The sequence below is a fragment of the Thauera sp. 28 genome, assembly GCF_000310145.2.
GTDB lineage: Bacteria > Pseudomonadota > Gammaproteobacteria > Burkholderiales > Rhodocyclaceae > Thauera > Thauera mechernichensis.
Window position 1 is genome coordinate 1 of the sequence record NZ_AMXA01000106.1, and the last position, 343, is coordinate 343.

1 protein-coding gene is annotated in these 343 nt (G+C 64.7%); it reads left to right on the forward strand.

Annotation, left to right across the window (positions count from 1 at the left end):
- A partial coding sequence (locus tag C662_RS19655; protein WP_037985338.1) for an efflux RND transporter permease subunit occupies positions 1 to 343 on the forward strand: 343 nt, incomplete at both ends.

Below are 343 nucleotides of genomic sequence, written 5' to 3' on the forward strand. Positions count from 1 at the left end.
TATTGCGAACGCGGCTTGCCGCCATTCCGGGGCTCGCCGACCTGGAGATCGAGAAGCAAGTGCTCGCGCCGCAGATCAAGGTGCGGATCGACTATGCGGCCGCTGCCCGTTACGGGGTGCCGGCACCGCAGATTCTGGCCGCGCTGCAAAACCTCGTCGAGGGCGAGAAGGTCACCCAGATCGTCGAGGGTGGTCGACGGTTCGCATTGGTCGTTCGCCTACCGGAAACGGCGCGCTCGGTCGACGGGCTGGCTCAGATCCTGATCGAAACGCCGACCGGACATGTGCCCTTGTCGAAGCTGGCGTCGATCGAGGATGGTGACGGTCCGAACCAAGTGAGCCG